The following is an 8,679-nucleotide window of genomic DNA, read 5'->3' as shown; positions in this document are numbered from 1 at the left end:
ACTCTTTAATAAGTTGCTTAACTAGTTGCGTTTACTTTATTAGTTTATTAATTGGTTTATTAATTGGTTTATTAATTGGTTAATTTAATATAGCTTGATTTATAATATTTATTAAATATAAATTAATTATTAGTTCATGGCTTTTTATTAATATTGATCTTAGACTAATGGTTATTCACTATAAAGTTATAAACGATACAGACGTCGAATACTGCCAAAGCCTACATGCGGACGTAAAGCTTCAATACCTTGTAACACATGACTGCGACTACGAACTGTAATATGAATAATGGTCGAGTCTGAGCGAACATCGATTTTTTCTATACCTATGCTTAATTGTCGCAGCGTATACAAGACATGAGACACTTGCTCATCGTTTAACGCTAGATTGATTTTGAGATAAGCGGTAAAGTGAGGACGTTCGCTTGGGTGTTCAATGCTCTTTTCAATTTGCTCTTCACTGTACCAGTTGAGCTGCACTAACTCATAAGGCTTTTCAGCATATTTATTGACGATAGAGTAGCAGCGATGACGATGCAACACCAAGCCATGCATGGTTAAATGACCAATAATCGGGTCGCCAAATATAGGGCGACAACAACCGGCAAAATGCACCTCAACACCGTTGGCATTAGATAGTAGTTGATTAGGACGGTCAAAGCCTTTGCGACGAGCTTGTGCGTGGTTCTTGGTCACATCATCACTGAATAGGCGTGAAACCACTAACTGAGGTAATAAAGCACCGGCACTCATGCGCTGGTATAGTTCTTCTTTACTCTCGACACTTTGCCACTTTAATAAATCTTCCCAATCAGCATCGCTTAAGTCGTCAATTGACTTGCCATACGTTTGAAGCGCACGGTGTAGAGCTTGTTTTCCATGTTGCTGCTGTTCTTCAATTGGCAGACTACTAAACCAGCGTTTTAGTAGGCGCTGAGCTTTACTAGTAACTACAATACCTAGCCATTCAGCTTTTGGCTTAGCATTTGGATCAACTTCAATTTCTACAGTAGCACCTGTCTTGAGTGTCGAGCCAAGCTTGGCATCTGCGCCATTTATTTTTGCCCCTACTGCAATATGTCCGACCTTAGGTCCTACAGCATAGGCAAAGTCTAATGCAGTAGCCCCACGTGGCAACTCGTAAGCACGACCTTTAGGACTGTAGCACAAAATTTTACGGGTATTTAAATATGAGATGAGCTCATCAATGGTTTCAACCATTTCATCATAGTCAGGATCACCTTCTTGACCATCACTTTCACTGTTTAAGTCAATCAGCTCTTTCATATTACGTAACGAGGCTTTAATCACAGAGCGACTTAGCTCGGAGGCCTGTTCTGCACCAATGACGCCTAAACGAGACACCGCTTCCATTTTGCGTGTAAGCAAAGTCACCTTGATGGTGTCATTATCTCGCTTATAAGTTAGCGTCAACGATTGATTGCCACCGGGTAGAGGATGGCGAATATTGTCTTCAACAAATTGCTCTGAGATACGATATTTATTGATCAAATAATCAGCCAATAAATCACAGTCTTCAATAGAAGTGGTCACAATTTCAAAAGCATAGTGACGCAGTAAATCATTGATTTCACCACGATTACGGAAAAACTGACGATACATTATGACCGTGTTTTCTAAAGCCCGAACATGACCTGAAATTTTATGCTTGTCTAAAACATAGTTGAGATATTGCTGAATGTTTTCTTTTTGGTATTTTCGACCTAGCCCGTGTTGCAATAATTTGTCCGACATTTTGGTATACATGATCGGATCAAGGTTACGATAACATAGGATTTCCATATAGTCGGCTATGTCATTCATACCCATTAAACGAGCAAAGGGGACATAAAATTCCAGTGTTTCAGAGGCAGTAGATTTTTGTTTTTCTGGGCGTACTGAGTCTAGGGTAGACATGTTATGAAGACGATCGGCAAGCTTAATAATTAGGACTCTAGGATCATCTAAAGTCGCAGACATTATTTTATGGAAAGTCGCTGCTTTGTTTTGTTTTTTATTATGTTTAGAGGACTTCAGCTTGGTTACCCCATCTACTAAACGGGTAACAGTTTCTCCAAATAGATCGGTAATTTCTTCATAGGTAACCTCAGTATCCTCTACCGTATCATGCAATATTGCTGCAATGATCGTATCTCTATCAAGTCTAAAACCGGCTAGAATTTCAGCCACAGCGATAGGATGAGTGATATAAGGCTCGCCCGATTTTCTTTTATCTTGAATGTGAGCTTTGTCACCATAAGCGCAGGCCTTAAGGACTTGCTCCTTTTCGTCATCAGTTAGATAGGCAAGTGCACGCATTAAGTTACGCTGTGCTTCATCTACCAGATGGTGGCTTAATTTAGGCAGGTTTTGCATATAAGTCGTTTGGTTTAAATTATCATCATCATAAAGGCTTGGCAAAGGGACGTCTGAAACTATAAAAGAATCTATAACGTTGTCTGCATTGGAAATATTATTGATGGCATGGCCATCTATATCAGTATTTAAAGATTCAATCATATCAACTTCAGTTTGAGATTCGTATAAGCTTTCGCCAAGTTCAGGAATGTTTCGAGCAGTCGGGCTTAACATAAATACATCATCCTTCAGCCAGGCGATAAACAGTAATAGGTATTCAATTTAGTGTTAGAAATCCATAGTATTTTATTATAAGTCTGCCCAATCGTATTCAATGTTAAAAGTATAAAGAAGAGCAGTAAAATATAGTATGGGGATAAAAATTATAAATAAAAAGCTAACCCCTTAATTAATCTTAAAATCAGCTTGGTGTCAACTGTTAAGCTCTAAAAGCAATAAAAAAAACTATAAGTTTTCATTGTTTTGATAAACAAAATAAAAAACCACGACTTGCTGAGTGCTTATCGTGGTTTTATATTTTAGCGGTTAAGGAAGAAAATGAAACAATAGCCTATTCTACCTTGACCGTTAGCGAGTTAGTAATAAAAATTAAAACCCGTGATTGCCACCCAATGCTAAATCTAATGAGTTAGTAGTAAAATGATGGTCAGGTTGGTCTAAGATGTCTTTAGTTACTAAGCCAGCTGCAATCTCGCGTAAGGCTAAAACAGTTGGCTTATCATTATTAACCTCAACTAATGGCTCAGAGATGCCTTTTGCAAGTTGATGGGCGCGCTTGCTGGCAACCAATACCAGCTCAAAGCGGTTATCTACTGCATGTAAGCAGTCTTCTACGGTTACACGTGCCATAAAGTCCTCTTGTAATCACTAAGTGATATAAAAATATTCGATATTGGATTGCTAATCCAACATTATAGCAAATTTACAGAATTAAGTGGGTAGCTTTATATTAACGTTTTCAATTAAAGATAATCACTAAACTCAAAGTTAAGCTATCTAAGACTATTAAATTACTCGGTAATCAAGTCTTTGATAGTATCTCCGTAACGTGCTTGCTGGCGGGCAAGGGTCTGACGCTTTGCAACGATAATAGATTTTAGTTCTGTCAAAGCGGCTTCAAATTGATCATTAATGACCACATAATCAAAATGAACGTACTGCTGCATTTCTGTCACCGCACCTGCGAGACGTTTTTCAATAACTTCTTGAGAATCTTGTCCGCGTGAAGATAGGCGTTGACGTAAAGTGGTCTTACTTGGGGGCAAGATGAAGATCATTGTCACATCATCATAACGTTCTTTAACCTGTAAAGCACCTTGCCAATCAATCTCTAGTATCACATCAATACCTGAGTTTAACTGGTTGTTCACGCTTTGCATCGACGTTCCATAATAGTTATCGAACACCTGAGCGTGCTCAAGAAACTCACCTGCTTGTATGCCCTCTATAAATTCAGCAGGTTCGATAAAATGATAATCTTGACCTTCTATCTCGCCTGGGCGAGGATTACGAGTGGTATGTGAGACGCTGACTGCTAGATCATTTGTGGTAGCAATCAGTTGCTTAACAAGGGATGTTTTGCCAGTGCCAGAAGCTGCTGTGACAATAAAAAGTGAACCTTTCATGAATGAAATCTCTTTAGGTTGGTTTCTTTGCAATGATAATAATCTAGATTATGAAAAATAGATGTTAATTACGCCAAAATAACAGCTTCGATGCGTGCTATTTTACGGGATATGTTAAAGTAGTCATAAAATAGTTTGTCAAAGTTAGTTAATCGCATAATTGATTGACTTAATTAGACTAACTCAATTTGGCTAACGTAATTTATCCGATTATCTATTGTGAAGGTCTGTTATGCAAATTTATCTTGCAAATCCACGTGGATTTTGTGCCGGTGTTGATCGTGCTATTGCCATCGTTAATGAAGCATTGACCCGCTTTGAGCCTCCTATTTATGTGCGTCATGAAGTGGTTCATAATAAATTCGTAGTTTCTGACTTAGCCAATCGTGGCGCCGTATTTGTGGAAGAGCTCCATGAAGTGCCAGACGGTTCAATCGTTATTTTTTCGGCACACGGCGTGTCTAAAGCTGTAGAAGTTGAAGCCCAACGCCGTGATTTGACTGTGTTCGATGCTACTTGCCCCTTGGTTACTAAGGTTCATATTGAAGTGGCAAAATTTGCCCGTGATAGTATGGATGCGATTTTGATTGGTCATCAAGGTCATCCAGAAGTAGAAGGTACGATGGGCCGTTTTAGCGCTAAGTTTGGCGGCGAAATTTATTTAGTCGAGAATGAAGAAGACGTTGCAAGATTAGAAGTTAATAACCCTGATAAATTAGCTTTTGTTACTCAAACTACTTTGTCTATGGACGACACAGCCAAAGTTATTGATGCATTGCGTAACAAGTTCCCAAAAATTCAGGGACCTCGTAAAGATGATATTTGCTATGCCACCCAAAACCGTCAAGATGCGGTAAAAGACTTGGCCAATCGCTGTGAAGTAGTGCTAGTAGTAGGATCTCCAAATTCTTCAAACTCAAATCGTCTGCGTGAACTTGCTGAGCGCATGGACTGCCGTGCGTATCTTATTGACAATGCAGGCGAAATGGAAAAAGAGTGGTTCAATGGCGTTAAGGCTGTGGGAGTAACCGCCGGTGCTTCTGCCCCTGAAATTCTTATCCAAGAAGTTTTACAACAGTTACAGCAGTGGGGAGGAGATTTGCCGGATGAGCTTAGAGGTATTGAAGAAAATGTAACTTTTAGCTTACCGAAAGAACTGCGTATTCCTGTGCAGCAAGTAGGTTTATAATGATACACGGTTAGGATTTATTGAAGACTGTAGCTTGTAAAAGTTACAGTTTTTTTATTTAACACTACAAACAACATTACTCTAAAAACATGGGTTTATAAAACTGCATAACTGGTTAAGGATGACTTATGGCTTCATATTACAAATTTCTTAAACGAGAAAAGCTGCCAGATGGTAGTGTCATTGCTTATTATAAAGCGACGAAACATGCCCAAGGTGCATGGAATGAAAATGAGCAACACATGGCGCCGGCAACTGGGATTTTGACCCGTGAAATTGTTAACTTTCATCCACACGATAGGTTACGTTTGGCACGTGTAAGCTTAGATATTTTAGGTTTAATACCTCTTGATGACTTTACCATAACCACCCGGTATATTCGTCCAGGTAAGACCATAGAGCTAATCGAAGCTGTGTTAAACAGTGGGGGACGCGACAGTATTATAGCTAGAGCATGGAGATTATGTACCGGTGATACCTCTTCTATAGCTGGTTTAGAAGATCAAGTTATAGATTCGCATCCTGATCAATTGCCATCGTGGGAGGAGATGAAAGGATGGCCAGGTGGATTTATTGAAAGTATTGATTTGGCAGCTACACCTAATCGCCGTCCTGGTAAGGGACTGGTTTGGGTAACTACTGACTTTGAAATGGTTGAAGGTGAGTCTACAGATGACATCGTTCGAATCTTAGGATTGGTCGATACCGCAAATGGAGTCGTGCCTCGTAAAGGGCCAAATTTAAGTAAAATGAATTGGATGTTTCCAAATACAGATTTACAAATTCATATGTACCGATTGCCACAAGGAAAATGGCTAGGCATTGAAGCAGTTCAACAATATGGAGAAGATGGTATTGGCCTAACCAGTGCTATTCTACATGATCTTCAAGGACCATTTGGACGCAGTGAACAAATACTAACTATTCGCCCCATTATAAGGTAGCCTTTGAGGCGTATCACTATATGACAATAAGATTTAGTACAGTTCGTTTTAAAAAGGCTTGAAAAAAATATACTATGACCCTATTAGTTAGATACCTATAGCTAATAAGAAGCTAAAAATCAGCTAATAAATAATCCATAGCTAATAAGTTAACCACAGCTAATAAAGTTTCAAGAGCTTGTAGCTATAATGAACAATGAACTAACTTCTAACTTTAGGTTTAGTAGCTTTAAGTTAGGTTTTACATTTTGCATAGCCAAATTATAGCTATAAGCTATCGAGCGTTTATTAGTATAAAAATAAAATCATATAAAAATTAAGAGGATATTATGAGCGACAATCAGCAAACCGACAATCTACAAACAGACAATCAACAAACAGACAATCAACAAGCCGACACTCAACAAACTGACAATCAAAACGCCACCCAGCACGTTTTTGAAGCTGAGGTTGCACAGCTGCTGCATTTAGTGACTCACTCACTGTATTCTAATTCTGATATTTTTGTGCGTGAATTGGTATCGAACGCGTCAGATGCTTGTGATAAATTACGCTTTGAAGCGACAGGTGATGACAGCTTATATGAAGAGGATGGCGAGTTAAAAGTTCGTATTGATATCGATGAAGAAGCAAAAACCATTACCTTTATAGACAATGGTATTGGTATGAATGAAGCGGACACTATCGAAAACTTAGGAACAATCGCTAAATCAGGTACCAAGGCATTCTTAGAGCAATTGTCTGAATCGCAAAAGCAGGATGGTCAACTTATTGGACAGTTTGGGGTTGGTTTTTATTCAGGCTTTATTGTTGCTGATACTATTACCGTTGAATCTCGTAAAGCAGGCGAGTCTGCCAATGCTGGTGTACGCTGGGTCTCTGATGGCACTGGTAGATTTACCACTGAAGCTATCACTAAACAAAGCCGTGGTACTTCAATTACGCTACATCTAAAACAAGAATTTAGCGAAGGTGAAGACAATTACTTGGATCGTGACAAAATCAAGCGTCTAGTAAACAAATATTCTGATCATATTAGTCTTCCCATTCAAATGCGTAAAGAAGTATGGCAAGAAGATGTACCTGAAGAAGGCGATGACGATAAAGTAGATGAGTTTGGTGCAGCAGTGACTGGCAACGGTGAAATGGTATTAACTGATGAATGGGAAACCATCAACAAAGCCAGTGCCCTATGGACACGTTCAAGCTCAGATATTGATGACGAAGAATATATTGAATTCTATAAGAATATTAGCTATGACTTCAATGAGCCATTGGCTTGGACCCATAATCGTGTTGAAGGTCGTGTTCAATACACACAGCTTTTATATATCCCATCAAAAGCACCATTTGACCTGTATGCGCGTGAACAACAACATGGTCTAAAACTATATGTGAAACGTGTATTCATTATGGATGACGCGGAACAGTTGTTGCCTATGTATCTACGCTTCGTAAAAGGGGTTATTGATTCAGCAGACCTACCTTTGAACGTCAGCCGCGAGATTCTACAAGAGTCTCGTGATGTGAAGTCTATCCGCGATGGTAACGCACGTCGAATTTTGACCTTGCTAGCTAGTTTAGCCAATAGTGAAGATAGTGATCAACAAGACAAGTTCAAACAGTTCTACAATGAATTTGGCGATGTGATTAAAGAAGGTCTTGGCGAAGACATGTCTAACCAAGAGCGTATTGCCAAGCTATTACGTTACGCGACTAGCACTAATGATGCTATAGAAACTGGCTTTGCTGATTACAAAGAGCGTATGAAGGATGGCCAAAAAGCGATTTACTATCTAACAGCTGAAAACTTAGCTGCTGCTAAAAACAGTCCTCAGTTAGAATTATTCAAGAAGAAAGGTATTGAAGTTATTCTGATGACCAGTCGTGTAGATGAATGGGCAATGAACTTCCTACAAGAGTTTGATGGTACAGCGCTGCAAAACATTGCTAAAGGTGCAGTAGACTTAGGTGATTTGCAAGACGAGGCTGAAAAAGAAGAAGCTAAGAAGGCAGAGGAGAGCTTAAAGCCAGTTGTCGATAAATTAAAATCAACACTAGGTGGCCGTGCTAAAGATGTTCGAGTGTCCAATCGCCTAGTGGATAGCCCTGCTGTATTAGTAACGCCAGAAGGTGAGCTGTCACCTCAGATGATCCAAATGTTAAAGCAAATGGGTCAGGAAGTACCAGAGACTCAGCCTATTTTAGAAGTCAATCCAAACCATCCTTTGATTCAAAAACTAGAATCTAGTGATCAATCTGATAGCGACTTTGATAATTTGGCTCAGGTTATTTTCGACCAAGCTTTACTTGCAGATGGCGGACAACTTGAAGACCCAGCGGCTTACCTAAAACGTGTTAATGAGCTGTTGTTAAAATAAGCCGATTGTTTAGATATTAATATCCATTAAAAAAGGACTCGTTTATGAGTCCTTTTTTTTGGTTTGGGTGTTTATAGGTTGGAGGCTTATGCTACTTGTAGTTAGCTACTAATAAGCAAGATACTAGGTTAGCAAGACACTAAGTTAGCAAAACACTAGGT

6 protein-coding genes are annotated in these 8,679 nt (G+C 39.2%); 3 read left to right on the top strand and 3 right to left on the bottom strand.

The genetic code is table 11. The features are described 5' to 3' along the window. Positions 1 to 186: 186 nt before the first annotated feature. The 3 genes from QZ265_RS08085 to gmk all read right to left on the bottom strand — a co-directional run bounded on the left by QZ265_RS08085 (position 187) and on the right by gmk (position 4,004). Positions 187 to 2,376 carry an HD domain-containing protein gene (locus QZ265_RS08085; RefSeq protein WP_296405133.1) on the bottom strand — a complete coding sequence of 730 codons (2,190 nt, stop codon included), beginning with the start codon at positions 2,374 to 2,376 and terminating at the stop codon, positions 187 to 189. A gap of 591 nt (positions 2,377 to 2,967) precedes the next feature. Next, complete coding sequence (gene rpoZ, locus QZ265_RS08080; protein ID WP_296405131.1) at positions 2,968 to 3,228, bottom strand: DNA-directed RNA polymerase subunit omega; 261 nt, start codon at positions 3,226 to 3,228, stop codon at positions 2,968 to 2,970. A 161-nt stretch (positions 3,229 to 3,389) separates the two neighbouring features. Next, positions 3,390 to 4,004, bottom strand: coding sequence for a guanylate kinase (gene gmk, locus QZ265_RS08075; RefSeq protein WP_296405129.1), 615 nt, complete (start codon positions 4,002 to 4,004; stop codon positions 3,390 to 3,392). A 232-nt stretch (positions 4,005 to 4,236) separates the two neighbouring features. Between gmk and ispH the strand changes: the two genes are divergently transcribed. From ispH to htpG, 3 genes are all read left to right on the top strand, one after another. Continuing rightward, complete coding sequence (gene ispH, locus QZ265_RS08070) at positions 4,237 to 5,193, top strand: 4-hydroxy-3-methylbut-2-enyl diphosphate reductase (RefSeq protein WP_296405127.1); 957 nt, start codon at positions 4,237 to 4,239, stop codon at positions 5,191 to 5,193. Between the two features lie 128 nt (positions 5,194 to 5,321). Then, complete coding sequence (locus QZ265_RS08065) at positions 5,322 to 6,137, top strand: thioesterase family protein (protein WP_296405124.1); 816 nt, start codon at positions 5,322 to 5,324, stop codon at positions 6,135 to 6,137. 329 nt (positions 6,138 to 6,466) lie between these two features. Continuing rightward, positions 6,467 to 8,518, top strand: coding sequence for a molecular chaperone HtpG (gene htpG, locus QZ265_RS08060; protein WP_296405122.1), 2,052 nt, complete (start codon positions 6,467 to 6,469; stop codon positions 8,516 to 8,518). Positions 8,519 to 8,679 lie beyond the last annotated feature (161 nt).

Origin of the sequence: Psychrobacter sp., from assembly GCF_018260395.1 — a bacterium.
Lineage (GTDB): Bacteria > Pseudomonadota > Gammaproteobacteria > Pseudomonadales > Moraxellaceae > Psychrobacter.
The sequence above is the reverse complement of the archived record's forward strand: the minus strand, read 5'-3'. Positions and strand labels throughout refer to the sequence as shown.